Annotated in this window: 25 protein-coding genes; 9 read left to right on the top strand and 16 right to left on the bottom strand. The window is 61.0% G+C overall.

Translation table 11 applies throughout. The features are described 5' to 3' along the window. Nucleotides 1-12: 12 nt before the first annotated feature. Nucleotides 13-228, bottom strand: coding sequence for a TIGR02450 family Trp-rich protein (locus BLU46_RS11505; RefSeq protein ID WP_063033115.1), 216 nt, complete (start codon nucleotides 226-228; stop codon nucleotides 13-15). After that, nucleotides 225-1,211, bottom strand: a complete 987-nt coding sequence (locus BLU46_RS11500; protein ID WP_093201716.1) for an NAD(P)/FAD-dependent oxidoreductase — start codon at nucleotides 1,209-1,211, stop codon at nucleotides 225-227. The genes BLU46_RS11505 and BLU46_RS11500 overlap by 4 nt, the downstream gene beginning before the upstream one ends. Before the next feature lie 209 nt (nucleotides 1,212-1,420). On the opposite strand from BLU46_RS11500, the gene BLU46_RS11495 reads away from it, so the two are divergent. Next, complete coding sequence (locus BLU46_RS11495; protein ID WP_093201712.1) at nucleotides 1,421-2,320, top strand: TIGR01777 family oxidoreductase; 900 nt, start codon at nucleotides 1,421-1,423, stop codon at nucleotides 2,318-2,320. A gap of 14 nt (nucleotides 2,321-2,334) precedes the next feature. Continuing rightward, entirely contained in the window at nucleotides 2,335-3,360 is a 1,026-nt protein-coding gene (hemH, locus tag BLU46_RS11490) for a ferrochelatase (RefSeq protein ID WP_063033112.1), read from the top strand. Nucleotides 3,361-3,500: 140 nt separating this feature from the next. Here hemH and BLU46_RS11485 read toward each other — a convergent pair whose 3' ends face one another. From BLU46_RS11485 to algW, 3 genes are all read right to left on the bottom strand, one after another. Further along, nucleotides 3,501-4,220: a DUF4198 domain-containing protein gene (locus BLU46_RS11485; protein WP_093201707.1), complete on the bottom strand. Its 720-nt coding sequence runs from the start codon at nucleotides 4,218-4,220 to the stop codon at nucleotides 3,501-3,503. A gap of 12 nt (nucleotides 4,221-4,232) precedes the next feature. Beyond that, nucleotides 4,233-6,344: a TonB-dependent siderophore receptor gene (locus tag BLU46_RS11480; RefSeq protein WP_093201702.1), complete on the bottom strand. Its 2,112-nt coding sequence runs from the start codon at nucleotides 6,342-6,344 to the stop codon at nucleotides 4,233-4,235. A 108-nt stretch (nucleotides 6,345-6,452) separates the two neighbouring features. Beyond that, nucleotides 6,453-7,607, bottom strand: a complete 1,155-nt coding sequence (algW, locus tag BLU46_RS11475; protein ID WP_063033109.1) for a Do family serine endopeptidase AlgW — start codon at nucleotides 7,605-7,607, stop codon at nucleotides 6,453-6,455. 103 nt (nucleotides 7,608-7,710) lie between these two features. On the opposite strand from algW, the gene BLU46_RS11470 reads away from it, so the two are divergent. The 3 genes from BLU46_RS11470 to cysN all read left to right on the top strand — a co-directional run bounded on the left by BLU46_RS11470 (nucleotide 7,711) and on the right by cysN (nucleotide 11,549). Further along, complete coding sequence (locus BLU46_RS11470; protein ID WP_063033108.1) at nucleotides 7,711-8,469, top strand: Nif3-like dinuclear metal center hexameric protein; 759 nt, start codon at nucleotides 7,711-7,713, stop codon at nucleotides 8,467-8,469. 254 nt (nucleotides 8,470-8,723) lie between these two features. Further along, a complete protein-coding gene (gene cysD, locus BLU46_RS11460; RefSeq protein WP_063033107.1) occupies nucleotides 8,724-9,641 on the top strand; it encodes a sulfate adenylyltransferase subunit CysD in 918 nt (305 codons plus the stop codon). Nucleotides 9,642-9,650: 9 nt separating this feature from the next. Next, a complete protein-coding gene (gene cysN, locus BLU46_RS11455) occupies nucleotides 9,651-11,549 on the top strand; it encodes a sulfate adenylyltransferase subunit CysN (protein ID WP_093201693.1) in 1,899 nt (632 codons plus the stop codon). A 167-nt stretch (nucleotides 11,550-11,716) separates the two neighbouring features. On the opposite strand, the gene BLU46_RS11450 is transcribed toward cysN, so the two are convergent. Genes BLU46_RS11450 through BLU46_RS11440 form a run of 3 tightly spaced genes read right to left on the bottom strand, consistent with a single transcriptional unit; the run spans nucleotide 11,717 to nucleotide 15,115 of the window. Beyond that, nucleotides 11,717-12,616 (bottom strand): acyltransferase, encoded by a 900-nt coding sequence (locus tag BLU46_RS11450; RefSeq protein ID WP_017476009.1) that lies wholly within the window; start codon nucleotides 12,614-12,616, stop codon nucleotides 11,717-11,719. Next, nucleotides 12,617-14,716, bottom strand: coding sequence for a phosphate acetyltransferase (gene pta, locus BLU46_RS11445; protein ID WP_017476010.1), 2,100 nt, complete (start codon nucleotides 14,714-14,716; stop codon nucleotides 12,617-12,619). A gap of 60 nt (nucleotides 14,717-14,776) precedes the next feature. Further along, complete coding sequence (locus BLU46_RS11440) at nucleotides 14,777-15,115, bottom strand: DUF3565 domain-containing protein (protein WP_003208456.1); 339 nt, start codon at nucleotides 15,113-15,115, stop codon at nucleotides 14,777-14,779. Here BLU46_RS11440 and BLU46_RS11435 point away from each other — a divergent pair. The 3 genes from BLU46_RS11435 to BLU46_RS11425 all read left to right on the top strand — a co-directional run bounded on the left by BLU46_RS11435 (nucleotide 15,084) and on the right by BLU46_RS11425 (nucleotide 17,487). Beyond that, nucleotides 15,084-15,569 carry an FKBP-type peptidyl-prolyl cis-trans isomerase gene (locus tag BLU46_RS11435; RefSeq protein ID WP_017476012.1) on the top strand — a complete coding sequence of 162 codons (486 nt, stop codon included), beginning with the start codon at nucleotides 15,084-15,086 and terminating at the stop codon, nucleotides 15,567-15,569. The two genes, BLU46_RS11440 and BLU46_RS11435, sit on opposite strands and share 32 nt — an antisense overlap. 135 nt (nucleotides 15,570-15,704) lie before the next feature. Continuing rightward, the gene (locus BLU46_RS11430; protein WP_063033103.1) at nucleotides 15,705-16,187 is read left to right on the top strand and encodes a glutathione peroxidase; all 483 of its coding nucleotides are present in this window, start codon (nucleotides 15,705-15,707) and stop codon (nucleotides 16,185-16,187) included. 196 nt (nucleotides 16,188-16,383) lie between these two features. Further along, nucleotides 16,384-17,487 carry an NADH:flavin oxidoreductase gene (locus tag BLU46_RS11425; RefSeq protein WP_093201690.1) on the top strand — a complete coding sequence of 368 codons (1,104 nt, stop codon included), beginning with the start codon at nucleotides 16,384-16,386 and terminating at the stop codon, nucleotides 17,485-17,487. On the opposite strand, the gene BLU46_RS11420 is transcribed toward BLU46_RS11425, so the two are convergent. Together BLU46_RS11420 and cysZ are read right to left on the bottom strand one after the other, a co-directional pair. After that, nucleotides 17,456-18,658 carry a glycosyltransferase family 4 protein gene (locus tag BLU46_RS11420; RefSeq protein WP_093201687.1) on the bottom strand — a complete coding sequence of 401 codons (1,203 nt, stop codon included), beginning with the start codon at nucleotides 18,656-18,658 and terminating at the stop codon, nucleotides 17,456-17,458. The two genes, BLU46_RS11425 and BLU46_RS11420, sit on opposite strands and share 32 nt — an antisense overlap. 64 nt (nucleotides 18,659-18,722) lie before the next feature. Continuing rightward, nucleotides 18,723-19,478, bottom strand: coding sequence for a sulfate transporter CysZ (gene cysZ, locus BLU46_RS11415; protein ID WP_017476016.1), 756 nt, complete (start codon nucleotides 19,476-19,478; stop codon nucleotides 18,723-18,725). 293 nt (nucleotides 19,479-19,771) lie between these two features. On the opposite strand from cysZ, the gene trxB reads away from it, so the two are divergent. Continuing rightward, entirely contained in the window at nucleotides 19,772-20,734 is a 963-nt protein-coding gene (trxB, locus tag BLU46_RS11410) for a thioredoxin-disulfide reductase (RefSeq protein WP_063033099.1), read from the top strand. A 186-nt stretch (nucleotides 20,735-20,920) separates the two neighbouring features. On the opposite strand, the gene BLU46_RS11405 is transcribed toward trxB, so the two are convergent. The 6 genes from BLU46_RS11405 to BLU46_RS11380 are packed head-to-tail and all read right to left on the bottom strand — an operon-like array spanning nucleotide 20,921 to nucleotide 23,855. Continuing rightward, a complete protein-coding gene (locus BLU46_RS11405; protein ID WP_063033097.1) occupies nucleotides 20,921-21,259 on the bottom strand; it encodes a HopJ type III effector protein in 339 nt (112 codons plus the stop codon). Next, a complete protein-coding gene (locus BLU46_RS11400; protein WP_063033096.1) occupies nucleotides 21,252-21,548 on the bottom strand; it encodes a DUF1244 domain-containing protein in 297 nt (98 codons plus the stop codon). Before BLU46_RS11400 ends, BLU46_RS11405 begins: the two co-directional genes overlap by 8 nt. Before the next feature lie 23 nt (nucleotides 21,549-21,571). Further along, on the bottom strand, nucleotides 21,572-21,943 hold the full coding sequence (gene folX / locus BLU46_RS11395) for a dihydroneopterin triphosphate 2'-epimerase (RefSeq protein WP_003208474.1): 372 nt from the start codon (nucleotides 21,941-21,943) through the stop codon (nucleotides 21,572-21,574). 2 nt (nucleotides 21,944-21,945) lie between these two features. Continuing rightward, on the bottom strand, nucleotides 21,946-22,506 hold the full coding sequence (gene folE, locus BLU46_RS11390) for a GTP cyclohydrolase I FolE (RefSeq protein WP_063033095.1): 561 nt from the start codon (nucleotides 22,504-22,506) through the stop codon (nucleotides 21,946-21,948). Between the two features lie 20 nt (nucleotides 22,507-22,526). Continuing rightward, nucleotides 22,527-23,237, bottom strand: coding sequence for a dihydromonapterin reductase (gene folM / locus BLU46_RS11385; RefSeq protein WP_093201682.1), 711 nt, complete (start codon nucleotides 23,235-23,237; stop codon nucleotides 22,527-22,529). 57 nt (nucleotides 23,238-23,294) lie between these two features. Continuing rightward, on the bottom strand, nucleotides 23,295-23,855 hold the full coding sequence (locus BLU46_RS11380) for an antibiotic biosynthesis monooxygenase (RefSeq protein ID WP_017476022.1): 561 nt from the start codon (nucleotides 23,853-23,855) through the stop codon (nucleotides 23,295-23,297). Nucleotides 23,856-23,886 lie beyond the last annotated feature (31 nt).

Below are 23,886 nucleotides of genomic sequence, written 5' to 3'. Positions count from 1 at the left end.
TTTGCGGAATGGCTATTTCCAGCCGATTTTCCAGTCTTCAGCGTTTTGCAGGGTTTGCCAGGGCAGGCGCTGAACGCGATGGCTCATCACCGCTTCCAGTTCGATTTCCTGCACATCGCCTTCTTCGTCGCGCAGCAACTGGGTGACCAGGAAATGTTTTTCCTTGTGCTGCGGGCGGGCTGCTGTCCACTTCGACAGCAGCAACTTGGCGGGATTGATGCGGTTCATTGCAGATGCTCGATCAACCGCCGCGCCGCTTCCTGGCCGCTGAGCCAGGCACCTTCCACACGGCCCGACAGGCACCAGTCGCCACACACGTACAAGCCCAGGTCGGCGTCGGCCAGCACGCCAAATTCATGGCTGGTGGACGGCCGTGCATACAGCCAGCGGTGGGCGAGGGTGAAGGATGGCGCCGGCATGGCGCTGTGCAAAAGTTCGGCGAAGGCACCGTGCAGGTGTTCGATCACCGCTTCCTTGGACAGGTCCAGGTGTTGCTTGCTCCAGGTGCTGGTGGCGTGCAGTACCCAAGTGTCGAGGGTGGTGTCGCGCCCAGGTTTGCTGCGGTTGCGGGCCAGCCAGTCCAGAGGGCTGTCTTGCACGAAGCAGCCTTCCATGGGGGTATCCAACGGTTTGTCGAAGGCCAGGGCGATGGCCCAGGTCGGGTCCATCTTCACGCCGGCGGCGGCACTCGCCAGTTTGGGCGCGGCGGCCAGCAGGGCGGTGGCTTGGGGCGCCGGGGTGGCAATGATCACGTGGCTGAACGGGCCGTGGTTTTCGCCGTCGGCGTCCAGCAGGTTCCAGTGGTGTTTGCCCTGGAACACTTCGGTGATGCGGCAACCGAACTGCACCGGCAAGTCATCCAGCAGGGCGCGGGTGATCGCACTCATGCGCGGCGTGCCGACCCAGCGGATCTGTTCATCGGGAGAGGGCGTGAGTTGCCCGGACTTGAAGTTGTACAGCTGCGGTTTCCATTGCTCGGCGCACCCCTGGGCTTGCCAGCGTTGTACCTCGTTGACGAAGCGTCGGTCGCGGGCGGTGAAGTACTGCGCGCCCATGTCCAGTGCCCCCGCATCGCTGCGCTTGCTGGACATCCGACCGCCACTGCCGCGGCTTTTATCGAAGAGTTGTACAACGTGCCCCGCGTCTTTTAACGCTCGGGCGGCGGAGAGACCGGCGATGCCGGTGCCAATGATCGCGATGGGAACAGTCATGGGAGGCCTCGTTTTACCGTTGGGTACAGACTACGCCGACACCAATAGCTGTACAATATAGTTTTTTGGTATAAGTTTTGGCGTACCTGATCGTTTGGCGTGACCTATGGTTAACCCTGAGGGTTTAACCACCGTTGCGCCCGATTAAAACATCCCTGTTTATAAAATAGACTAACGGTGGTCGGCGAACGTTACACGAGGAACGACTCATGCACATTTTGCTGACCGGCGGTACGGGTTTGATCGGCCGCCAACTTTGCCAACACTGGCTTGCCCAGGGCCATCGCCTCACGGTCTGGAGCCGCCATCCCGAACAAGTGGCCAAATTGTGTGGTGCCCAAGTGCGCGGCATTGCTCGCCTGCAAGACATAAACGAGCCGGTGGACGCGGTGATCAACCTGGCCGGCGCACCGATTGCCGACCGGCCCTGGACGCATAAACGCAAGGCGCTGCTATGGAGCAGCCGCATCGGCCTGACCGAAACCTTGCTGGCGTGGCTTGAGGGCCTTGAGCAAAAACCGGCGGTGTTGATTTCCGGTTCTGCGGTCGGCTGGTACGGCGACGGCGGCGAGCGTGAGCTGACCGAAGACAGCGGCCCGGTACAAGACGATTTCGGCAGCCAGCTCTCTATTGCCTGGGAAGAAACCGCCCAGCGCGCCGAAGCATTGGGTATCCGCGTCGTGCTGGTACGTACAGGGCTGGTGCTGGCGGCCGAGGGCGGCTTTTTGTCGCGGCTGTTGCTGCCATTCAAACTGGCGCTGGGCGGGCCTATCGGCAACGGTCGGCAGTGGATGCCATGGGTCCATATAAAGGATCAAATCGCCCTGATTGATTTTCTTCTGCACAAGACCGATGCCAGCGGTCCTTATAATGCCTGCGCGCCACACCCGGTACGCAACCTGGAGTTCGCCAAGACCCTGGGCAAGGTGCTGCACCGCCCGGCGTTCATGCCCATGCCGGCGTTTGCCTTGCGCATCGGCCTGGGCGAGTTGTCCGGTTTGTTGCTGGGCGGCCAGCGGGCGTTGCCGCAGCGGCTGTTGGCCGCTGGGTTCATTTTCCAGTTCACTGAGTTGCACGCGGCCCTGGACGACTTGTCCAGCCGCCTCTAGAGATAGGATGTTGCATGACGGATCACGCGTTGTTACTGGTCAACCTGGGTTCACCGGCGTCCACTTCGGTGGCGGATGTGCGCAGCTACCTTAATCAATTCCTGATGGACCCTTACGTCATTGACCTGCCATGGCCGGTTCGGCGCTTGCTGGTGTCGCTGATCCTGATCAAGCGCCCGGAGCAATCGGCCCATGCCTACGCCTCGATCTGGTGGGACGAAGGCTCGCCGCTGGTCGTCCTCAGCCGCCGCCTGCAACAACAGATGACCGCGCAATGGACCCAAGGCCCGGTGGAACTGGCAATGCGTTATGGCGAGCCGTCGATTGAAAGCGTACTGACGCGGCTGGCGTCCCAGGGCATCAAGAAAGTCACCCTGGCGCCGTTGTACCCGCAATTTGCAGACAGCACCGTGACCACGGTGATCGAAGAAGCCCGACGCGTGGTGCGGGACAAAAAGTTGGCGATCGAGTTTTCGATTCTGCAGCCGTTCTACGATGAACCGGAGTACCTCGACGCCTTGGCCAACAGCGCCAGAGCTTATGTGGAACAGGATTTCGATCACCTCCTGCTGAGCTTTCATGGGTTGCCCGAGCGCCACCTGAAAAAGCTCGACCCTACCGGGCAACACTGTTTCAAGGACGCCAACTGCTGCCAGAACGCCTCACCCGAGGTGCTTGCCACGTGCTATCGCGCGCAGTGCTTCAGTGTTGCGCGGGACTTCGCGGAGCGCCTTGGCTTGCCGGAGGGCAAATGGTCGGTGGCGTTCCAGTCGCGGTTGGGCCGGGCCAAGTGGATCGAACCCTACACCGAGGCACGCCTTGAGGCGTTGGCTCAGCAAGGGGTGAAGAAGTTGCTGGTGATGTGCCCGGCGTTTGTCGCGGACTGCATCGAGACACTGGAGGAAATTGGCGATCGCGGCCTGGAACAATTCCGCGAAGCGGGGGGCGAGGAGTTGGTGTTGGTGCCTTGCCTGAACGATGACCCACAGTGGGCGGTGGCGCTCAATACCCTGTGTGAAAGAGCGCCGGTGGCACTGTAATCAAGCCGAGTGAGGCCTGAATGTGGGAGCGGGCTTGCCCGCGAATACGGTGGGTCAGTTAATGAAGATAGCGACTGATACACCGCCTTCGCGAGCAAGCCCGCTCCCTCATTGACTGTGCCCACTCTGAATTTTCGGTGTTACTCGTGATGCGGCTCGCCCAGGAAGGTCAGGGAACTGAACAGTCCGCGAGTCGCTACATCAGCATTGTCTTTAAGCGGGATCTCCACCTGCGCCGCAATCACATTCAATCCTTCATTCCTTACCAGCACCTGGGCGCGGCCGTCTTTATCGGTCTCGGTGCTCAAGGTGCTCGGTGCATTGCGATAATCCCCCACCAGCTTGACCCCAGCCGCCGGCTTGCCATCCAGCAGCACCCGCACGGGCAGTGATTTGCCCGGTCCTACGGTCAGCGGATCAACTTCTGGCAAGATCAGTAGCTTGAGCTGGTCCAGCTTCGGCAACGTTGCTCCCGGCTGGTAGATCGCCAGGCCGTACTTGAAGGTATGGGTCGACTCAATCGCCCCCGGCACTTTACTGCGGCCCTCGTTGACCCACTTCTTTTCAGCCGTCTGCGACCACATGCCGTTATCCAGGGCGACCGCCAATACAGCCGGCGATTTGAGAGGCTTCAGGCGCGCGTGGTCGGACAGCCGTTCCACGGTCACCGGAATCATTTTGCCGCTGGCGTCATAGGCCCAGGCGCCGCTGATTTTCTGGGCCTTGAACACGTTGTCTTCGGCGCCGTGGCCGTAGATCACTTCGATATTGCCGCGCCGTTGTTCGGTCCACAGCCCGTGGGCCGAGACTTGGGTGGCAAACAGCAGGCCTAACACGGCCAGGGATTTGAAGACTTGCATGGAGACGTCCTTTTACAGGTTGAGGGTCAGGCTGACGGTGAAATTGCGCGGCTCGCCGGGATTGACCCAGTAATTGCTGTAGGAGCGCTCGTAGTACTTTTCGTCGAACAGGTTGTTGAGGTTCAGGCCCACGGTGACGTTGTCGCTGGCCTTGTAGTGGGCCAGCAGGTCGACGGTGTGGTAGGCCGGCAATTCAAAGCTTTTGCCAGCTTCGCCTGAGCGGTCGCCGACGTAGGTAAAGGCCGCGCCGAGGTCGGAGCCACGCAACAGGCCGTCCTGGAATTCATACACCCCGAGTAAACTGCCGCTTCGTTTGGCCATGCCGAGAATCCGGCTGCCCGCAGGGATGTCTTTGTCGCCTTTAGTCACTTCGGCGTCGATGTAGGCAAAGGCGCCGATCACCCGTACGGCGTCTGTCACTTGGCCGGTCAGTTGCAGGTCAAAACCCTGGCTGCGGGCCTTGCCCATGGCCCGCTGGGTGTCGGTGGCCGGGTCCAGGGCCAAGACATTTTCTTTCTCGATATGGAAGGCGGCGAGGGTGGTGCTCAGGCGGTCGTCGAACAGTTCGCTCTTGATCCCGATTTCATAACCCACGCCTTCCTCCGGCTCGAAGGATTTGCCGCCGGCGTCCAGGCCATTGTTGGGTTTGAACGAGGTGGAGGCATTGGCGAACAGGCCCACTTCAGGCGTCAGTTGGTAGAGCAGGCCGGCGCGTTGGGTTAGGGCATCGTGGGTCTGCCGGCTTTTGGCGTGGTTGCGGGCGAAGTCGTCGGTGTGCTGCTCGAAGTGTTCGAAGCGCGCGCCGATCATCCCGCGCAGCCGGTCGGTGAAGATGATCTGATCCTGCAGGTTCAGCGCCTGGCTTTTCACCTGTTCGAAAAAGTCGGTGCCCGAGCGCTTGCCATTGGGCTTTGGCTGGCCGTAGACCGGGTTGTAGATGTCGATGGCGTAGTCGCCGCCAGCAATCGCGGTGACTCGTTCTTTCTTGCGGTAGTCCTCGTATTCGGTACCCATCAGCAACTCGTGCTGCCAGTTGCCGATGTCGAACCGGCCACGTAGCTCGAGTTGGGTGATGCTGTCGTGCCAACCGGTGGAGCGTTCGCGGTAGCGACGCTTGAGGGTGTGGCCGTCGGCATCCAGTGGGCGGTTTTCCGAGGCATCGCCCCACAGGCTGCCCTGCTTGTAGTGGCTGGCCAGGCGCAGTTGCCAGGCATCGTTGAGGTGGTGTTCGAGGGTGGCTTGCAGGCGGTTGTTGTGGTTGCGGATATCGCCGTCGTTGGGCTCGCCGAGGAAGGTCGAGCGGGAGACGCCGCTCCAGCGATTGTTCGGCGCGACGATGCCACGGTCGAAGGTGGAGCGGTGGCGCACGAATTCGCTTTCCACCAGCAGGCGCGTGTCCGGGTCCAGTTGCCAACTGATGGAGGGTGCGACAAAGACCCGTTTGGCCTCCACGTGGTCGCGGAAGCTGTGATTGTCCTCCACCGCCAGGTTGACCCGTGACAAGACGTTACCCTCGCTATCGAGCGGCGTGTTCACGTCCAGTGCGGTGCGATAGCGGTCCCAGCTGCCAGCGCTGGTCTGCACGGTGGTGAAGGCTTCGGGCTGCGGCTTCTTGCTGACGATATTCACCGTGCCGCCCGGGTCGCCACGGCCATACAGGCTGGCGGCGGGGCCCTTGAGCACTTCGATGCGCTCGATATTGGCCGCATCCGGCGTACTTGGGTAACCGCGGTTGGCGCTGAAGCCGTCCACATAAAACTCAGAGGTGGTGAAGCCGCGAACGCTGTATTCGTAGAGCGTCAGGCCGCCGAAGTTGTTCTGTCTGGATACGCCGCCGGCAAATTCCAGGGCGCGCTCGACGTTGGTACTGCCCAGGTCCTTGAGCACCGAGGCAGGAATCACGCTGATGGATTGTGGGATGTCTCGCAGGGCGGTGTCGGTTTTGGTTGCGCTGGCGGAGCGGGTGGCGCGATAGCCTTTGACGGGGCCAGTGGCGGATTCATACGCCTCACTGGTGATGCGGGTAGCCTCCAGTTCTAAGGTGGCAGTGTCTTCGGCGTAGACCGGGTCCACCAGCAAACCCATGGCGATTCCCACCAGTGGGGCAAATCTTCGAGACGGCATGATAGAACGTTCCAATAGCGATATTGAAACAATATAACATCTCTATTGCGGGTAATTTTCTTCTGAAACATTAGGTAACAGGAGCCCTGAAGCGGGCTCCTTCAGAGGTTATTCCTCTTCTTTCACCGGCGCCGGCGGCGGACGCAGGCCGATTTCTGCCGACAGCTTGATTTCCTTGCCATTGCGCATCACCTGGATCGCCACCTTGTCGGTCGGCTTGATCCGCGCCACCTGGTTCATCGACTTGCGGCCATCACCGGCCGGTTCGCCGTCGATGCTGAGGATCACATCCCCCAGTTGCAGGCCGGCTTTCTGCGCCGGGCCGTCGCGGAAGATCCCGGCGACCACGATGCCTGGGCGCCCGGTCAGGCCAAACGACTCGGCCAGTTCCTTGGTCAGCGGTTGTACTTCAATCCCCAGCCAGCCACGAATCACTTGGCCATGCTCGATGATCGACTTCATCACTTCCGTGGCGAGTTTGACCGGGATGGCGAAGCCGATGCCCTGGGAGCCACCGGACTTGGAGAAGATCGCGGTGTTGATGCCGGTCAGGTTGCCGTTGGCATCCACCAGCGCGCCGCCGGAGTTGCCCGGGTTGATCGCCGCGTCGGTCTGGATAAAGTCTTCGTAGCTGTTGAGGCCCAACTGGTTACGCCCGGTGGCGCTGATGATGCCCATGGTCACGGTCTGGCCCACCCCGAACGGGTTGCCGATGGCCAGCGCCACGTCACCTACGCGCAAGCCTTCGGAGCGGCCGATGGTGATCGAGGGCAGGCTTTTCAGATCAATCTTCAACACCGCAAGGTCGGTTTCCGGGTCGCTGCCGACTACGCGGGCCAGGGTTTCCCGGCCATCACGCAGGGCCACGACAATCTGGTCGGCGCCGGTGGTCACGTGGTTGTTGGTCAGGATGTAGCCTTCCGGGCTCATGATCACGCCGGAGCCGAGGCTGGATTCCATGCGTCGCTGCTTGGGCGAGTTGTCGCCGAAAAAGCGCCGGAACTGCGGGTCTTCAAACAGCGGATGCGCCGGTTTGTTGATGACCTTGGTGGTGTACAGGTTCACCACGGCGGGCGCGGCGATCACCACCGCGTCGGCGTAAGTCACCGGGCCTTGCACCACCGCGCTGGTTTGCGGTGCCTGTTGCAGGTTGACATCGAGCGTCGGCAGGCCGACCAGTTGTGGATAACGCTGAATAATCAGCATCGCGATCAGCACACCAGCCAACAATGGCCATCCAAAAAAACGCAGTGCCTTGAGCATTAAGAAAAATCCTGACGGGTTGCAGGGGGCGGGAGAGCGCCCATAATGTCGCGCATTATACGAGGCCGTGAGCGCCTCTGAACGGGATATTTAGGAGTCTTTTATGGCCGTCGCCCTGAGCACCTTAGTCGAGGAAGCGGACCGCTACCTTAATAGTGCAAAAATCGCCGATTACTGCCCCAACGGCCTGCAAGTCGAGGGCCGGCCGCAGGTGCTGCGCATCGTCAGTGGCGTGACTGCCAGCCAGGCATTGCTGGACGCGGCGGTCGAAGCCCAGGCCGACCTGGTGCTGGTGCACCACGGTTACTTCTGGAAAGGTGAAAGCCCGTGCATCACCGGCATGAAGCAGCGTCGCCTGAAAACCCTGCTCAAGCACGATATCAGCCTGCTGGCCTACCACTTGCCCCTGGACCTGCACCCGGAAGTCGGCAACAACGTGCAACTGGCCCGGCAACTGGACATCACCGTCGAAGGTCCACTGGACCCGGACAACCTCAAGATCGTCGGCCTGGTGGGCTCCCTTGCCGAACCGGTGTCGCCCCGTGACTTCGCCCGCCGCGTGCAGGAAGCCATGGGGCGTGAGCCGCTGCTGATCGAAGGCAGCGAGATGATCCGCCGCGTGGGCTGGTGCACCGGTGGCGGCCAGGGCTATATCGACCAGGCGGTGTTGGCCGGGGTCGACCTGTACCTGAGCGGCGAAGCTTCGGAGCAGACCTTCCACAGCGCCCGGGAAAACGACATCAGCTTCATAGCGGCCGGGCATCACGCCACCGAACGGTATGGTGTACAGGCGTTGGGTGATTACCTGGCGCGACGCTTCGCCCTCGAACACCTCTTCATCGATTGCCCAAACCCGATCTGACGAACACCACCGGACACATGTGAGCGGGCTTGCTCGCGAATGCGGTGCATCAGTCGCCATATGCATTGACTGACACACCGCATTCGCGAGCAAGCCCGCTCCCACATTTGATCGAGTTGAGCCAAACCGGGCGGTATATTGATATACCGTTTCGATCTAGCCAGCTCCCTCAATAGAATCAGGTGCTGTGCTAGCATGCCCCGCTCGAACACGGCCCGCTGGCCGTCCATAAGATCGTTTTTCCGTGAGTAGCCATGGTCGACAAACTGACGCATCTGAAACAGCTGGAGGCGGAAAGCATCCACATCATCCGCGAGGTCGCCGCCGAGTTCGATAACCCGGTGATGCTCTACTCGATCGGTAAAGACTCCGCCGTGATGCTGCACCTGGCACGCAAGGCATTTTTCCCGGGCAAGCTGCCGTTTCCGGTGATGCACGTCGATACCCGCTGGAAATTCCAGGAGATGTACAAGTTCCGCGACAAGATGGTCGAGGAACTGGGCCTGGACCTGATCACTCACGTCAACCCGGACGGTGTGGCGCAGGGCATCAACCCGTTCACCCATGGCAGCGCCAAGCACACCGACATCATGAAGACCGAGGGCCTGAAACAGGCGCTCGACAAATATGGTTTCGACGCTGCATTCGGCGGTGCCCGTCGCGATGAAGAGAAATCCCGTGCCAAAGAGCGCGTGTACTCGTTCCGCGACAGCAAGCACCGCTGGGACCCGAAAAACCAGCGCCCGGAGCTGTGGAACGTCTACAACGGCAACGTCAACAAGGGCGAGTCGATCCGCGTGTTCCCGCTGTCCAACTGGACCGAGCTGGATATCTGGCAGTACATCTACCTGGAAGGCATCCCGATCGTGCCGCTGTACTTCGCCGCCGAACGCGAAGTGATCGAGAAAAACGGCACGTTGATCATGATCGACGACGACCGCATCCTCGAGCACCTGTCTGACGAAGACAAAGCCCGAATCGTCAAAAAGAAAGTACGTTTCCGTACCCTTGGCTGCTACCCGTTGACGGGCGCGGTGGAGTCCGAAGCCGAGACGCTGACGGACATCATTCAGGAAATGCTCCTGACGCGAACTTCCGAGCGCCAGGGCCGTGTCATCGACCACGATGGTGCAGGCTCGATGGAAGATAAAAAACGTCAAGGCTATTTCTAAGGGGCTGTCATGTCGCATCAATCTGATTTGATCAGCGAGGACATCCTCGCCTACCTGGGCCAGCACGAGCGCAAGGAAATGTTGCGCTTCCTGACCTGTGGCAACGTCGACGACGGCAAGAGCACCCTGATCGGGCGCCTGCTGCACGACTCCAAGATGATCTACGAAGATCACCTGGAAGCCATCACCCGCGATTCGAAGAAGTCCGGCACCACCGGTGACGACATCGACCTGGCCTTGCTGGTCGACGGCCTGCAGGCCGAGCGTGAGCAGGGCATCACCATCGACGTTGCCTACCGCTACTTCTCCACCGCCAAGCGCAAATTCATCATTGCCGACACCCCCGGCCATGAGCAGTACACCCGCAACATGGCCACCGGTGCCTCCACCTGTGACCTGGCGATCATCCTGATCGACGCCCGCTACGGCGTGCAGACCCAGACCCGTCGCCACAGCTTTATCGCCTCGTTGCTGGGGATCAAACACATCGTGGTGGCCGTCAACAAGATGGACATCAACGGCTTTGACCAAAGCGTATTCGAGTCGATCAAGGCCGATTACCTGAAGTTCGCCGACGGTATCGCGTTTAAGCCGAGCACCTTGGCCTTCGTGCCGATGTCGGCGCTCAAGGGCGACAACGTGGTGAACAAGAGCGAGCGTTCGCCCTGGTACACCGGCCAGTCGCTGATGGAGATTCTCGAAACCGTCGAGATCGCCAACGACCGCAACTACACCGACCTGCGTTTCCCGGTGCAGTACGTCAACCGTCCGAACCTGAATTTCCGTGGTTTCGCCGGCACCCTGGCCAGTGGCATCGTGCACAAGGGTGACGAAGTCGTGGTGCTGCCGTCGGGCAAGAGCAGCCGCGTCAAATCCATCGTCACCTTTGAAGGTGAACTGGAAAACGCCGGCCCAGGCCAGGCCGTGACCCTGACCATGGAAGACGAGATCGACATCTCCCGTGGCGACCTGCTGGTACACGCCGACAACGTGCCGCAAGTGACCGACGCCTTCGACGCCATGCTGGTGTGGATGGCTGAAGAGCCGATGCTGCCGGGCAAGAAATACGACATCAAGCGCGCCACCAGCTACGTGCCGGGTTCCATCACCAGCATCGTGCATCGCGTTGATGTGAACACCCTGGAAGAAGGCCCGGCGAGCGCCTTGCAGTTGAACGAAATCGGCCGGGTCAAGGTCAGCCTCGACACGGTCATCGCCCTGGACGGTTACGCGAGCAACCGCACCACCGGGTCGTTTATCGTCATCGATCGTTTGACCAACGGCACCGTGGCCGCAGGCATGATCATCGCGCCGCCGGTAACTCACGGCAGTGCGGCGCAGCATGGCAAGTTGGCTCACGTGGCCACCGAGGAGCGCGCCCAGCGCTTCGGCCAGCAACCGGCGACCGTGCTGTTCAGCGGCTTATCCGGCGCCGGCAAAAGCACCCTGGCCTACGCGGTTGAGCGCAAGCTGTTCGACATGGGCCGTGCGGTGTTTGTGCTGGACGGCCAGAACCTGCGCCATGACCTGAACAAGGGCCTGCCCCAGGACCGTGCCGGGCGTACCGAGAACTGGCGCCGCGCCGCGCATGTGGCGCGTCAGTTCAACGAAGCGGGCTTGCTGACCCTGGCGGCGTTTGTTGCCCCGGATGCCGAAGGGCGTGAACAGGCCAAGGCGCTGATCGGCGCTGATCGTTTGCTGACCGTCTACGTACAGGCTTCGCCGCTGGTGTGTGCCGAGCGAGATCCGCAAGGCCTATACGCGGCGGGCGGGGATAACATCCCGGGTGAGTCGTTCCCGTATGACGTGCCGTTGAACGCCGACCTGGTGATCGACACCCAGGCACTGTCGCTGGAGGACAGCGTCAAGCAAGTGCTGGAACTGCTGCGCCAGCGCGGCGCGATCTAAGCGTCACGCGCACGAATAGCCCGCCATGTTGGCGGGCTTTTTTATGGAGCCTTGGAGACAACTCGGTCAAATGTGGGAGCGGGCTTGCTCGCGAAAGCAGAGTGTCAGCCGCCACATGTATCGGCTGGCACACCGCATTCGCGAGCAAGCCCGCTCCCACATTTTGATCAATGACTGGCGGGATAGTCTGTGTGCAATTTGGCGAGCAGCACATCCTTCTCTTCCCACAACCGGTTGATCCAGCCCTGGAACGCCAACCGATACTCCCCATCCTGCTCATAATTCTTGCCGATAAACTCGGCCGGAATCTGCACCTCTTCAAACTGCACGACCACGTCCTTCACATTCCCGCACAGCAAATCCCAATAACCGGGCCGCCCACCAGGATAGTGAATGGTCACGTTCACCAGCGACTTCAGCTGTTCACCCATGGCATCCAGCACAAATGCGATACCACCGGCCTTGGGCTTGAGCAGGTAGCGAAACGGTGACTTCTGCTGCGCATGCTTGCCGGGGGTAAACCGTGTGCCTTCGGCAAAGTTGAAAATACCCACCGGGTTGTGGCGAAACTTCGCGCAGGTCTTGCGGGTGGTTTCCAGGTCTTTGCCTTTCTTCTCCGGGTGTTTTTCCAGGTACGCCTTGGTGTAGCGCTTCATGAACGGGAAGCCCAGTGTCCACCACGCCAAACCAATAACCGGGACCCAGATCAGCTCTTGCTTGAGGAAGAACTTCAGCGGGCGAATACGCCGGTTGAGCACGTATTGCAGCACCATGATATCGACCCAGCTCTGGTGGTTACTGGTCACCAGGTACGAGTGCTCATAGTCGAGGCCTTCCAGGCCCTTCAGGTGCCAGCGGGTGCGACATACCAGGTTCATCCAGGCCTTGTTGTTGCTGATCCAGGCCTCGTGGGTCTGGTTCATCAGCCATTCACTGAAGCGCTTGGCAAACGGCAACGCCTTGAACAGCGCTACGATAAACAGGAACGAGCACAGCAGGATCGTGTTCAACGCCAGCAACAGCGAGGCGATCACCCCGCGCACGGCAGCAGGTAGAAAATCCAGCATTTAGACATCCATAGGTCGGTTGGCGGCTTGAATCGCGGTCAATGCGATGGTGTACACGATATCGTCCACCTGCGCCCCACGGGGCAGGTCGTTCACCGGTTTGCGCAGGCCTTGCAGCATCGGCCCCAGGCTCACGCAATCGGCACTGCGCTGCACGGCCTTGTGGGTGGTGTTGCCGGTGTTCAGGTCGGGGAACACGAACACCGTGGCCTTGCCCGCCACCAGGCTGTTGGGCGCCAGTTGCCGGGCCACGGTTTCGTTGGCGGCGGCGTCGTACTGCAACGGGCCGTCGATCAGCAGTGAGCTTTGGGCTTCGTGGGCCAGCAGGGTGGCTTCGCGGACTTTCTCGACTTCTTCGCCCGTGGCGGAATCACCGCTGGAATAACTGATCATCGCCACCCGTGGCGTGATGCCGAACGCGGCGGCCGAGTCGGCGCTTTGCAGGGCGATTTCCGCCAGTTCGGCGGCGCTTGGGTGCGGGTTCATCACACAGTCGCCGTACACCAGCACCTGCTCCGGGAACAGCATGAAGAACACCGACGAGACCAAGGTGCAGCCCGGCGCAGTCTTGATCAACTGGAGGGCCGGGCGAATGGTGTTGGCGGTGGAATGGATGACACCGGAGACCAGGCCGTCGACTTCATCCAGGGCGAGCATCATGGTGGCGATCACCACCGTGTCTTCCAGCTGCTGCTCGGCCATCGGTGCGTTGAGGCTTTTGGTTTTGCGCAGTGCCACCATCGGCTCCACGTAGCGCTGGCGAATCAGGTCGGGGTCGAGAATCTCCAGGCCTTCGGGCAGCTCGATGCCATGGGCGCGGGCCACCGCTTCCACGTCCGCCGGCTTGGCCAGCAATACGCAACGGGCAATGCCCCGTGCCTGGCAGATGGCGGCGGCCTGCACGGTCAGCGGCTCGCTGCCTTCGGGCAATACGATGCGCTTGTTGGCGGCCTGGGCGCGCTGGATCAGTTGATAGCGGAACACCGCCGGCGACAGGCGCATCTCCCGCGGCGTGCCGCAGCGTTGGTGCAGCCAGCGTGCGTCGAGGTGGCTGGCGACGAAATCGGTGATGATCTCCGCACGTTCGCGGTCATCAATCGGGATTTCCTTGTTCAGGCTGTTGAGCTGGTTGGCGGTGTCGTAGGAGCCGGTGCTCACCGACAACACCGGCAGCCCGGCCTGGAACGCGCCCCGGCACAGGTCCATGATCCGTGGGTCGGGCAGGGTGTCGCTGGTCAGCAACAGGCCGGCCAGCGGCACGCCGTTGATGGCGGCCAGGCTGACGGCGAGGATGATGTCGTCGCGGTCGCCGGGGGTCACTACCAGCACGCCGGGCTTGAGCAGCTCCACGGTGTTACGCATGGTGCGGGCGCAGATGATGATTTTGGTCATGCGCCGGGTTTCGTAGTCACCGGCGTTGAGGATCTGCGCGCCCATCAGGTCGGCCACGTCGCGGGTGCGTGGGGCGTTGAGTTCCGGCTGGTACGGGATGCAGCCCAACAGACGGAAATCGCCGCTGCGCAACAACGGCGAATGCTCTTTGAGCCGTGCCGAGAACGCCTCCATGCTTTCGTCGGTGCGCACCTTGTTGAGGATCACGCCCAACACTTTTGGATCTTTCGGGCCGCCAAACAACTGGGCCTGCAATTCCACGCGGCCGGAGAGTTCGGTGAGCACTTCGTTTTCCGGGGCCGAGACCAGGATCACTTCGGCGTCCAGGCTCTTGGCCAGGTGCAGGTTGACCCGGGCCGCATAGCTGGCGCTGCGGGTTGGCACCATGCCTTCGACAATCAGCACGTCCTTGCCCACGGCAGCTTGTTGGTAAAGGGTGATGATTTCTTCCAGCAGCTCATCCAGCTGGCCGTCGCCGAGCATCCGCTCCACGTGGGCCAGGCCCAAGGGTTGGGGTGGTTTCAGGCCGTGGGTGCGGGCCACCAGTTCGGTGGAGCGCTCGGGGCCGGTGTCGCCGGGGTGCGGCTGGGCAATCGGTTTGAAGAAGCCGACTTTCAGCCCGGCCCGTTCAAGGGTACGCACCAGCCCAAGGCTGATGGAGGTCAGACCCACACCAAAATCGGTGGGCGCGATAAAAAAAGTCTGCATGCGAATTCTCTGGAGGTGCATGGCTTCGGTGGCGGCCTATGGCTGGCTGCCTACCGGGAATCAGGTGCCAAGGTTATCTTTATCTGAGCCTTGCGCACACCAGCCGCACGTAAAGGGCTTGTCTATTTTTTCAAGGCGTTGCGCCGGGTCTGTGACCCAGGCCCGGGATTGCCAGGGCGGCTGGTGGCGCAGGTGCTGGGTGTGACCACAGGAAAGCTCGACGACCCAGTGCCGGTCTTCGTCCTGGTGAAATCCGACGACCGTCGGGTCAGTTGTTCGACCCCGTCCGTCCGGGTTGTGTTCGCTTTCGGGCAAATCCTTGTTTAGACTTGTCCGTTCTTCATTCTTCTGCAAAAGGTCTCGCCCCATGCCGATCGCCGCCAATAAGGCTGTCTCCATTGACTATACCCTGACCAACGACGCTGGTGAGGTCATCGACAGTTCTGCCGGCGGCGCGCCGCTGGTCTACCTGCAAGGTGCAGGTAACATCATCCCGGGCCTGGAAAAGGCCCTGGAAGGCAAAGAGGTCGGTGACGAACTGACCGTTGCCGTAGAACCTGAAGATGCCTACGGCGAATACTCTGCCGAACTGGTCAGCACCCTGAGCCGCAGCATGTTCGAAGGTGTCGACGAGCTGGAAGTGGGCATGCAGTTCCACGCTTCCGCTCCGGACGGCCAGATGCAGATCGTCACCATCCGTGACCTGGACGGCGACGACGTGACCGTCGACGGCAACCACCCGCTGGCTGGCCAGCGCCTGAACTTCCAGGTGAAGATCGTCGCTATCCGTGACGCTTCCCAGGAAGAAGTGGCCCACGGCCACGTGCACGGCGAAGGTGGTCACCACCATTAATTGACTGAGCGACGCTCTGTCAGTTGGAAAAAGGCGCCTTCGGGCGCCTTTTTCATTTGGCGGCTATTCTTGCCGACTTGGCGGCTGTAATCTCGAGTGGCCGTTACAAAGAACATGGGATATCTGGAGTTCGTCATGAGTGCTTTCCACGACCTTAAACTCAAAGCCCTGGATGGTCAGGAGCTGCCTCTGGCGCCCTTCAAGGGGCAAGTCGTGCTGGTGGTCAACGTCGCCTCCAAATGTGGTTTGACACCACAGTACGCCGCGCTGGAAAACCTCTATCAGCAATACAAAAGCCAGGGTTTCACCGTGCTCGGGCTGCCGTGCAATCAATTTGCCGGGCAGGAACCGGGCACTGAAGAAGAAATCCAGGAATTTTGCAGCCTCAATTACGGCGTGACCTTTCCCTTGGGCAGCAAACTTGAGGTGAACGGCCACGATCGCCACCAGCTGTATCGATTGCTGGCGGGCGAGGGCGCCGAGTTTCCCGGGGACATCACCTGGAACTTCGAAAAATTCCTGCTGGGTAAAGACGGCCGAGTTTTGGCGCGTTTTTCGCCGCGTACACCGCCGGATGATCCCACCATCGTGCAGGCGATTGAAAAAGCATTGAGCTGATACTTTCAGCATTGCCGAGTGAGCTTCCGTGGCAAGGGAGCTTGCTGTGGCGAGGGAGCTTGCTCCCACTGGGCTGCGCAGCAGCCCCATGCCCTCCCGCTTTTACCCCTTAATCACCCCAATCAATAGTGCTATCCAGCATGCTGCGCACTCAATATTATCCACATCATAAATTCCCTTCTGATGGAGTGCTCCCATGCCTGTCCAAGCCTTGTTCAAACCGTTCCAGCTCGGCGCACTGCAACTGCCGACCCGCGTAGTGATGGCGCCGATGACCCGTTCGTTCTCCCCGGGCGGCGTGCCTAACGCCAAAGTGATCGAGTACTATCGCCGCCGCGCCGCTGCCGGCGTCGGCTTGATCATCACCGAAGGCACCGTGGTCGGTCATCCGGCGTCCAACGGCTACCCGAACGTCCCGCATTTCTACGGTGAGGCCGCCCTGGCCGGCTGGAAGAAAGTGGTCGACGCGGTACACGCCGAAGGCGGCAAGATCGTCCCGCAACTGTGGCATGTGGGCAGCGTACGACGCATCGGCACCGAGCCGGATGCCAGCGTGCCAGCCTATGGTCCGACTGAAAAACTCAAGGACGGCAACGTCGTCGTCCACGGCATGACCGTGCAAGACATCAAGGACGTGATCGCTGCGTTCGCCCAAGCCGCCAAGGATGCACAAAGCATCGGCATGGATGGCGTGGAAATCCACGGCGCCCACGGTTACCTGGTGGACCAGTTCTTCTGGGAAGGCACCAACCAGCGCACCGACGAATACGGCGGCAGCCTGGCCAACCGTTCGCGTTTCGCCATCGAATTGATCCAGGCTATCCGCGCCGCTGTGGGCCCGGACTTCCCGATCATCTTGCGTTTCTCCCAGTGGAAGCAGCAGGATTACACCGCGCGCCTGGTGCAAACCCCGGAAGCGCTGGGTGAGTTCCTCAAGCCGCTGTCTGACGCCGGCGTGGATATTTTCCACTGCTCCACGCGCCGTTTCTGGGAGCCTGAATTCGAAGGCTCCGAGCTGAACCTGGCCGGCTGGACCCGCAAGCTCACCGGCAAGCCAACCATCACCGTGGGCAGCGTCGGCCTGGACGGCGAATTCCTGCAGTTCATGGTCAACACCGACAAGGTGGCGCAACCGGCCAGCCTGGAAAACCTGCTGGAGCGTCTGAACAACGACGAGTTTGATCTGGTCGCTGTCGGCCGCGCACTGCTGGTGGATCCGGATTGGGCGCTGAAGGTCCGCGAAGGACGTGAAGGCGATATCCTGCCGTTCAGTCGTGAGGCGTTGACGACGTTGGTGTAAGGGGCGACAGGACGGGCACTGGTTGCTCGTCCTCGCATACCCCGCGTAACTGCCGCTCAAACTGCTCGATAATCGCCGGCCAACCCTGACGGCTGGCGTGTTGCCGGGCATTGAGCCGCACCCGCCTTAGACTTTCCCGCTCTTCCAGCAGCCAATTGGCCGCATCGCAAAACGCCTCCTCATCCCCCGGCATCGCCAGCACGCCACTGTAGCCATGGCGAATGTGCTGGGTCGCGGCCGCCTGGTCGTACGCCACTACACCCAACCCTGAAGCCATGGCTTCCAGCACCACGTTGCCGAAGGTTTCAGTGAGGCTGGGGAACAGGAACAGATCCCCGGATGCGTAATGCCTGGCCAACTCTTCGCCGCGCAGGGTGCCGCAGAAAATCGCCTCCGGCAGTTCCTTTTCCAGCATCGCCCGTTGTGGGCCGTCGCCGACGATGATCAGTTTCATTTGGCGCAGTGGATAGGTGTCCTGCAGCGTTTCAAAGCAGCGCTTGAGCAGCCCGAGGTTTTTCTCCTGGGCCAGGCGGCCCACGTGCAGCACCGCGATCTGGTCACTGTTCAATGCCCAGCTTTCACGCAGCGCATTGTCGCGCTTGGCCGGATGAAACAGCTGGCTGTCGACACCGCGGGCGAGCATGCCCAGGCGCTCGAAATGGCGGCGCTCCAGCTCCAGGCGCTGGCTGGCGCTGGGCACCAGGGTCAAGGTCGAGCGGTTATGGAACCAGCGCAGATAGTGAGTCAGCATCCGGCTCAACATACCCAGGCCGTACTGGTTGAAGTACTGCTGGAAATTGGTATGGAAGCCACTCACCACGCTGATCCCCAGGCGCCGTGCCGCACGTAACGCCGACAAGCCCAGCGGCCCTTCAGTGGCGATATACAGCACATCCGGGCGCTGGCGGGTCCAGCGCCGCAGCAATTTGTGCATCGACGACTGGCCCCATTGCAGCCCCGGATAACCCGGCAAAGGCCAGCCGCGGCAAAGCATCAGGCCATCGTCACTGGGCCGGCTCTGGTCGCTGCCCTGGCGTGGGCGAACCAGTTCGACTTGATGCCCGCGCGCGCGCAAACCGTCACACAGGCGGCCAAGGGTATTGGCCACCCCGTTGATCTCTGGCGGGAAGGTTTCGGTGATCAGGGTGATGTGGAGCGAAGCTGTCGTCATGACCCACAGTGTCGGCGTGGGCCATGTCGTCATTGTGTCTTTTGGATGATGGATTTGTGACGGCTCAGGCCTTTTTAACGGCCATGGCCTCGGCGCCCTGTTCACGCACCCAGAACAACGTCGCCCCAGCGACCGCCGCCGGCATCATCAGCAGGTTCACCACCGGCACCAGCAGCACCAGGTAAACGATCCCGCCAAAACTCATGCTCTGCCAGCGCTTCTGGCGCAGCCAGGCGAGCATTTCGTTCCAGCCCAGCTTGTGGTTGTCCGCCGGGTAGTCGATGTACTGGATCGCCATCATCCACACGCCGAACAGCAGCCACAGCGGCGCGGCCACCAGGTTGACCACCGGGATAAACGACAGGATAAACAGGCCGATGGCCCGGGGCAGGAAGTAGCCCAGTTTGCGCATTTCCCGGGCCAGGGTGCGGGGGACCATGGCCGCGAGTTCGCCCCAGCTGAACGCCGGGAAATCATCGGTGCCGCGCACCACCACTTCGACCTTTTCCGACAGGAAGCCGTTGAACGGCGCGGCGATGATGTTGGCGAGCATGGTGAAGGTGAAAAACACCATCAGCACCACCAGCACCACGAATAAAGGCCACAACAGGTAATTGAGGAAGCTCAGCCAGCTCGGCAATGTCGGCATGAGTGTGTCGACCCACAGGCTGAACTGATGGCCGGCGAAGTAGATCAATCCGACGAACAGGATCAGGTTGATCGCCAGCGGCAGCAGCACGAACAGGCGCAAGCCAGGACTGAGTACCAGTTTGAGGCCTTCGCGCAGGTACTGTGGGCCTGAAAGAACGGGGGCGGGCATGAATGACTCCGGACAATGGGGGCGAACGCGCCGACCTTACCGGCTTTGGGAGTACCGGGAAAGCACGGCCCGCCTCGCGACATTAACGGTAACAAAGGTGTCGATTAATAGAGGGCACGGGATAGAGACCACCTATGAGCTGGATTGTTATTCCGTATTTCCTTAATCTTGCCTCCCTCTATACGCTGCACCCATTATTTTCAGGATCTGCGAGTTCAAGCCTTCCCCAAGTGCTTCGCGGTCCTTTTTTATTCCAGCCGTTCTGTAGTCCGGGCGGTCGATAGGAGTGAGTCATGTCTGATACCCGTCATTCGCGAGTGATTATTCTCGGTTCCGGCCCTGCCGGTTACAGCGCTGCCGTCTACGCTGCCCGGGCCAACCTCAAGCCGTTGCTGATCACCGGCATGCAAGCGGGCGGTCAGTTGACCACCACCACTGAAGTCGACAACTGGCCGGGCGACGTCCATGGCCTGACCGGCCCGGTGCTGATGGAGCGCATGAAAGAGCACGCCGAGCGTTTCGAAACCGAAATCGTGTTTGATCACATCAACGCGGTCGACTTCTCGAAAAAGCCTTACAGCCTGACCGGCGACAGCGGCGTGTACACCTGTGACGCGCTGATCATCGCCACCGGCGCCAGCGCCCGTTACCTGGGCCTGCCGTCGGAAGAAGCGTTCATGGGCAAGGGCGTTTCCGCCTGCGCGACCTGCGACGGTTTCTTCTACCGCAACAAGCCAGTGGCTGTGGTCGGTGGCGGCAACACCGCGGTGGAAGAGGCGCTGTACCTGGCCAACATCGCCAGCACCGTGACCCTGGTTCACCGCCGCGAGACCTTCCGCGCCGAGAAGATTCTGATCGACAAGCTGCATGCCCGCGTGGCCGAAGGCAAGATCATCCTCAAGCTCAACGCCACCCTGGACGAAGTCCTGGGCGACAACATGGGCGTGACTGGTGCTCGCCTGAAGAACAACGACGGCAGCTTCGACGAACTGAAAGTCGACGGCGTGTTCATCGCCATCGGCCACACCCCGAACACCTCGTTGTTCGAAGGCGTTCTGGATGCCAAAGATGGCTACCTGATCGTGCAGGGCGGCCGTGAAGGCAACGCGACGGCCACCAACATCGAAGGCATCTTCGCTGCCGGTGACGTGGCCGACCACGTCTACCGCCAGGCGATCACCTCCGCCGGCGCTGGCTGCATGGCGGCCCTGGATGCCGAGCGTTACCTCGACGGTTTGAAGGACGCTGCGTTCTAAACCGCTGAAACAAAAAAACCGGCTGCGAGGCCGGTTTTTTTATGTCTGCGATTTATGCAACACCGCAGCTCAGAAGTGTTAACCCAATCACTGTGGGAGCTGGCTTGCCTGCGATAGCGGCGTTGGCTGATACACCGCTATCGCAGGCAAGCCAGCTCCCACATTAAACCGGGTTATCAAATTGAATCAGCGGCGCGTCAACGGCTGCTGAGTGAACTTCACACCCGCCAACCCATGCTCGATCAGCGCCCGAATGTTGCCATGGTCACTGCCTTCAGGCGTGGCCAGTACCGAACGGTAATGCTCGCCAAACGCCAACAGCGCTTCCTCATCACTCAAGCCTTCCAGCAGCGCCAGGCCCAGGGTCTTGCACGAACCTTCGTTCTGCCCGGCGGCGTTTTCCACGCTGCCGTTGGTGAAGGCTTGTGGCTGGTAGTCGTAACCGGCGGCAACAAACGCCAGGGTATCGGCAAACGCATGTTCGCCGCTGGTGAGGCTGGCGCGCAGGGTGTTCAGGTCAGTCATGGGTTTTTCCTTTGGCGAATGCCGCTTGCTGTTCGGCACTGGCTTCTTGCTGGTATTGGGCTTTCCACTCGGCGTACGGCATGCCGTACACCACTTCACGGGCGTCATCGAGGCTCAGCTCGATGTGGCGCTCGTCGGCCTCGGCCTTGTACCACTTGGACAAGCAGTTGCGGCAGAAGCCCGAGAGGTTCATCAGGTCGATGTTCTGCACATCCTTGCGGCTGTCCAGGTGGGCCACCAGCCGGCGGAAGGCGGCGGCTTCGAGTTCGAGGCGTTGTTGATCGTTCATGGTACTCACTGCAAAGGTAAGGGTTAGCGACTGGCCGCCAGGGTGATCGACACCGATTCGGCAAAACGCAACGCATGGGGTTTGTCGACTTCGACTTCGGCGTACAGCACCGACGTATTGCTCATCACCAGGTCGAGGATCTCCTGGGTCAGGCGCTCCAGCAGGGCAAAGCGGTTGCCTTCCACATGGGCGATGATCGCCTTGGTGATGGTGCGGTAGTTCAGCGCGTGGTCGATGTCGTTGTCGCGTACGGCTTCCTGGGCGGCATACAGGATGGTCAGGTTGATCAACACATCCTGCTTGTTGAGGATTTCATCCTCGTTGATTCCGATAAACGTGCGCAGGCACAGGTCTTTGACCCGGATGCGCGCCATGCCTGGCTGAAGTTGTGGCATTGCTACTTGCTCCGTCCAATCAGTTGCAGGAACTCCATGCGCGTGGTGTTCGACTCGCGGAAGGCGCCGAGCATCACCGAGGTGTTCATGGTTGAATTCTGTTTTTCGACACCGCGCATCATCATGCACATGTGCTTGGCTTCGACCACCACCGCCACACCGGATGCCTGGGTGACTTGCTGGATGGCGTCGGCGATTTCCCGCGTAAGGTTCTCCTGGATCTGCAAGCGCCTGGCGAACATGTCGACGATGCGCGCCAGCTTCGACAGGCCAAGGACCTTGCCGGTCGGAATATAGGCCACATGGGCCTTGCCGATAAAGGGCAGCAGGTGATGCTCGCACAGCGAATACAGCTCGATGTCCTTGAGGATCACCATCTCGTCGTTGTCGGAAGCGAACAGCGCACCGTTGACGATTTCCTCCAGGTTCTGCTCGTACCCATGACACAAATACTGCATGGCCTTGGCAGCGCGCTTTGGCGTGTCGAGCAAACCTTCGCGCTCGGGGTCTTCACCCAGGCCCTTGAGGATCTCGCGGTAGTGGTGGGGCAGGGATAGGGTCATACAACATCCTCGCAAACGGCTTACTTGATATGCCGCCCGCCGTTGACGGTCAGGGTGGTGCCGGTGACATACGGGTTATCCAGCAGGTAACGCACGCTCTGGTAAATCACCTCGGGGCCGGGTTCGATGCCCAGTGCCGCCTTGGCCAGGACCTTGGCGCGGTAGGCCGCGTCGTCGCCCTCGTTGAACATCACCATTGCCGGGGCAATGCCGTTCACTTTGATCGTTGGTGCAAGTTGTGCGGCAAACGATAAGGTCAGGCTGTCGAGCCCGGCCTTGGTGGCGCAGTAGGCAATGTGCTGGCGGCTGCCCTTGCGGGTCACGTCATCGCTGATGTGCACGATATCCGCAGGCGTGGAGCGTTGCAGCAGGTAAGCACAATGCAGGTTGATCAGGTACGGCGCAAGCATGTGCACACTGAACATGTCGGCAAACGCGCGGGTCTCGTCGCCGAGCGTTTCTGCCTCCCAGGCCGAAGCATTGTGGATGATCGCCCGCAGGCTCTGGGTGTGCGTCTTCAGCTCGTCGATGAAGGCGAGAATGCCCGCCTCGCAGGAAAAGTCGGCAAACACGCCAATCGCACCGCGCTCGCGCAGGGTCTGCACGCCGGGACGTTCGCTGCGGTAACTGAAAATCACCGGCTGCCCTTCGTCCAGCAGGCGCAGGGCGCAATGCAGGCCGACACGCTGGCCGGCACCGGTGATCAGGATCGGGGCGGGAGTTGAAGACATGGGAAGCTCGCGTCGCTGGCAGGCTAAAACTATACCAGCGCGCAGCCTCCCTTGTACTCAAACGGTGGCTTCGGTGGCCTTTACCCGAACCGGGGCTGGATGCAGCCAGCCGGCCAGGAGATGGGTCGATAACGGGATGAAGAAGTAAACCATCAATGGCGTGAGCGCGAGGGTGCTGACCAACACACGGCTCAACAACCCCAACTCGCTGAGCAGCGGCTCAAGACCGAAGTTGAAGAGCAGCGACACCGGGAAAAACGCCAGCCAGATGGCCACAGCCTGCTTCCAGCGCGGCGGACGTGCGGCGGCGGCGCCAAACCAGCCGTCGATACCGCGTACGCGATGCTCCGACGGCGCAGCAAACAGCTCACTGCCGCGCCCGAGCCATGCACCACGGGATGCGGAAAACTCCCACGCATGCAGGGTCTTTTCATCGGCGAAGCGGAAAATAATCTGGAATTCATCATCGTTGGGCGGCGGGGCTAGCACGCCGGAGCCCAGGTAACCGGGAAAGTCCGTGGCCAATTGCTCGCCTTCGCGCAGCCAGGCCATCAACTCTTCGTAACGACCCTTGGCCACGCGGCGCGCAACCATCAGGGTAACGGGGGAGGTAGACATCGTGTATCTCCATAAGGATCGGGTGCGCTGA

It is taken from the genome of Pseudomonas yamanorum (assembly GCF_900105735.1).
In the GTDB taxonomy this organism is placed as follows: Bacteria; Pseudomonadota; Gammaproteobacteria; order Pseudomonadales; family Pseudomonadaceae; genus Aquipseudomonas; species Aquipseudomonas yamanorum.
This window is presented reverse-complemented; position numbering and strand designations above follow the sequence as displayed.

Bases quoted from the DNA above. Each gene is read 5' to 3' on its own strand.
- BLU46_RS11505 (WP_063033115.1), bottom strand. From the start codon at position 228: ATGAACCGCATCAATCCCGCCAAGTTGCTGCTGTCGAAGTGGACAGCA.
- BLU46_RS11500 (WP_093201716.1), bottom strand. From the start codon at position 1,211: ATGACTGTTCCCATCGCGATCATTGGCACCGGCATCGCCGGTCTCTCC.
- BLU46_RS11495 (WP_093201712.1), top strand. From the start codon at position 1,421: ATGCACATTTTGCTGACCGGCGGTACGGGTTTGATCGGCCGCCAACTT.
- hemH (WP_063033112.1), top strand. From the start codon at position 2,335: ATGACGGATCACGCGTTGTTACTGGTCAACCTGGGTTCACCGGCGTCC.
- BLU46_RS11485 (WP_093201707.1), bottom strand. From the start codon at position 4,220: ATGCAAGTCTTCAAATCCCTGGCCGTGTTAGGCCTGCTGTTTGCCACC.
- BLU46_RS11480 (WP_093201702.1), bottom strand. From the start codon at position 6,344: ATGCCGTCTCGAAGATTTGCCCCACTGGTGGGAATCGCCATGGGTTTG.
- algW (WP_063033109.1), bottom strand. From the start codon at position 7,607: ATGCTCAAGGCACTGCGTTTTTTTGGATGGCCATTGTTGGCTGGTGTG.
- BLU46_RS11470 (WP_063033108.1), top strand. From the start codon at position 7,711: ATGGCCGTCGCCCTGAGCACCTTAGTCGAGGAAGCGGACCGCTACCTT.
- cysD (WP_063033107.1), top strand. From the start codon at position 8,724: ATGGTCGACAAACTGACGCATCTGAAACAGCTGGAGGCGGAAAGCATC.
- cysN (WP_093201693.1), top strand. From the start codon at position 9,651: ATGTCGCATCAATCTGATTTGATCAGCGAGGACATCCTCGCCTACCTG.
- BLU46_RS11450 (WP_017476009.1), bottom strand. From the start codon at position 12,616: ATGCTGGATTTTCTACCTGCTGCCGTGCGCGGGGTGATCGCCTCGCTG.
- pta (WP_017476010.1), bottom strand. From the start codon at position 14,716: ATGCAGACTTTTTTTATCGCGCCCACCGATTTTGGTGTGGGTCTGACC.
- BLU46_RS11435 (WP_017476012.1), top strand. From the start codon at position 15,084: ATGCCGATCGCCGCCAATAAGGCTGTCTCCATTGACTATACCCTGACC.
- BLU46_RS11440 (WP_003208456.1), bottom strand. From the start codon at position 15,115: ATGGAGACAGCCTTATTGGCGGCGATCGGCATGGGGCGAGACCTTTTG.
- BLU46_RS11430 (WP_063033103.1), top strand. From the start codon at position 15,705: ATGAGTGCTTTCCACGACCTTAAACTCAAAGCCCTGGATGGTCAGGAG.
- BLU46_RS11425 (WP_093201690.1), top strand. From the start codon at position 16,384: ATGCCTGTCCAAGCCTTGTTCAAACCGTTCCAGCTCGGCGCACTGCAA.
- BLU46_RS11420 (WP_093201687.1), bottom strand. From the start codon at position 18,658: ATGACGACAGCTTCGCTCCACATCACCCTGATCACCGAAACCTTCCCG.
- cysZ (WP_017476016.1), bottom strand. From the start codon at position 19,478: ATGCCCGCCCCCGTTCTTTCAGGCCCACAGTACCTGCGCGAAGGCCTC.
- trxB (WP_063033099.1), top strand. From the start codon at position 19,772: ATGTCTGATACCCGTCATTCGCGAGTGATTATTCTCGGTTCCGGCCCT.
- BLU46_RS11405 (WP_063033097.1), bottom strand. From the start codon at position 21,259: ATGACTGACCTGAACACCCTGCGCGCCAGCCTCACCAGCGGCGAACAT.
- BLU46_RS11400 (WP_063033096.1), bottom strand. From the start codon at position 21,548: ATGAACGATCAACAACGCCTCGAACTCGAAGCCGCCGCCTTCCGCCGG.
- folX (WP_003208474.1), bottom strand. From the start codon at position 21,943: ATGCCACAACTTCAGCCAGGCATGGCGCGCATCCGGGTCAAAGACCTG.
- folE (WP_063033095.1), bottom strand. From the start codon at position 22,506: ATGACCCTATCCCTGCCCCACCACTACCGCGAGATCCTCAAGGGCCTG.
- folM (WP_093201682.1), bottom strand. From the start codon at position 23,237: ATGTCTTCAACTCCCGCCCCGATCCTGATCACCGGTGCCGGCCAGCGT.
- BLU46_RS11380 (WP_017476022.1), bottom strand. From the start codon at position 23,855: ATGTCTACCTCCCCCGTTACCCTGATGGTTGCGCGCCGCGTGGCCAAG.